At 76.2% G+C, this 1385-nt stretch carries 1 protein-coding gene; it reads right to left on the minus strand.

The window, feature by feature from the left end:
• Positions 1 to 1385: putative PEP-binding protein (locus tag L0B03_RS17945; protein ID WP_250448382.1), on the minus strand; the 1385-nt coding region annotated here is incomplete at both ends.

Below are 1385 nucleotides of genomic sequence, written 5' to 3' on the forward strand. Positions count from 1 at the left end.
TCCGCGTCAGGTGCGCCGAGGGCGGCCGCAGCGATGGCCTCGCACTCGGCGAGGGTGTGCCGCCGCAGGGTGAGGCGCGCAGCCGCCAGGCTCCCGGGTGACATCGACAGGCTCGTGACGCCGAGCCCCGCGAGCACCAGGGCCATGACCGGGTCCCCGGCGGACTCCCCGCACACCCCGACCGGCTTGTCGGCCTGGCGTCCACCGCGGGCCGTGGCGGCGACCAGCTCGAGCACGGCCGGCTGCCAGGGGTCGAGCAGGTCGGCGAGCTCGCCGCGCAGCCTGTCCGTGGCCATCGTGTACTGGGCGAGGTCGTTGGTGCCCAGGGAGACGAAGTCCACCTCGGCGAGGATCTGCTCGGCACGCAGGGCAGCGGCCGGGATCTCGACCATGACGCCCACCCGGGTGATCCCCGCGGCGCGGGCACGCTCGGCCACCTCACGGGCCTCGGCCGGGGTCGCGACCATCGGGGCCATGACCCACAGGCGGTCCCGCTCGGCCTCCGGTAGGCCGCGGGCCACCTGGCCGAGGGCGTCGAGCTGGGTGCCGACCACCTCGGGCAGGGTCCGTGCGAGGCGGTAGCCGCGTACACCCAGAGCCGGGTTCTCCTCGGTGCCCTGCTGGGCGAAGGCCAGGGGCTTGTCCGCCCCGGCGTCGAGGGTGCGGACGACGACCTTCCGGTCGCCCAGCGCATCCAGCGCGGCGCGGTAGGCGGTGACCTGCTCCTCGAGGGTCGGTGCCGTCTGCCGCCCGAGGAAGAGCACCTCGGTGCGGAACAGGCCTACCCCCTGCGCGGCGGTGCCCCCGGCACGCGTGGCGTCCTCGACGGTGCCGATGTTGGCGAGGAGCGCGACCTCGTGACCGTCGGCCGTGGCTCCGGGAGCCTCGTCGGCGTCGAGGGCGGCGGACCGCTCGGCGCGCAGCCGGAAGGACTCCTGCAGCGCGGCGTCGGGCTCGGGGGTGATGGTCCCGGCAGCGGCGTCGACCGCGACGAGGGTGCCGTCGGTCAGGTCGGTGACGCCCGCCGCCCGCACCACGCAGGGCAGGCCGAGCTGGCCAGCGATGATCGCGGTGTGCCCCGTCGGCCCACCCTCCTCGGTGAGGATCGCGGCGACCATGTCGAGGTCCAGGGCCGCGGTGTCGGCGGGCGACAGGTCGACCGCGACGACGACGCTCGGCCGGTCCAGGGCGGGCAGCCCCGGGTCAGGGGCGTCCAGGAGCCGCGCGACGACGCGGTCACGCACGCTGTGCAGGTCGGTGACCCGCTCGGCCAGGTATCCCCCGGCGGCCGCGAAGGTCGCAGCGAAGCCGGCGACCGCCTCGGTCACGGCCGTGGCCGGACCGGTGCCCTGCTCGATGCGGCGACGGGCCTCGGCCGCGAGGGC

Source organism: Actinotalea sp. C106 (genome assembly GCF_023630195.1).
Taxonomy (GTDB): domain Bacteria; phylum Actinomycetota; class Actinomycetes; order Actinomycetales; family Cellulomonadaceae; genus Actinotalea.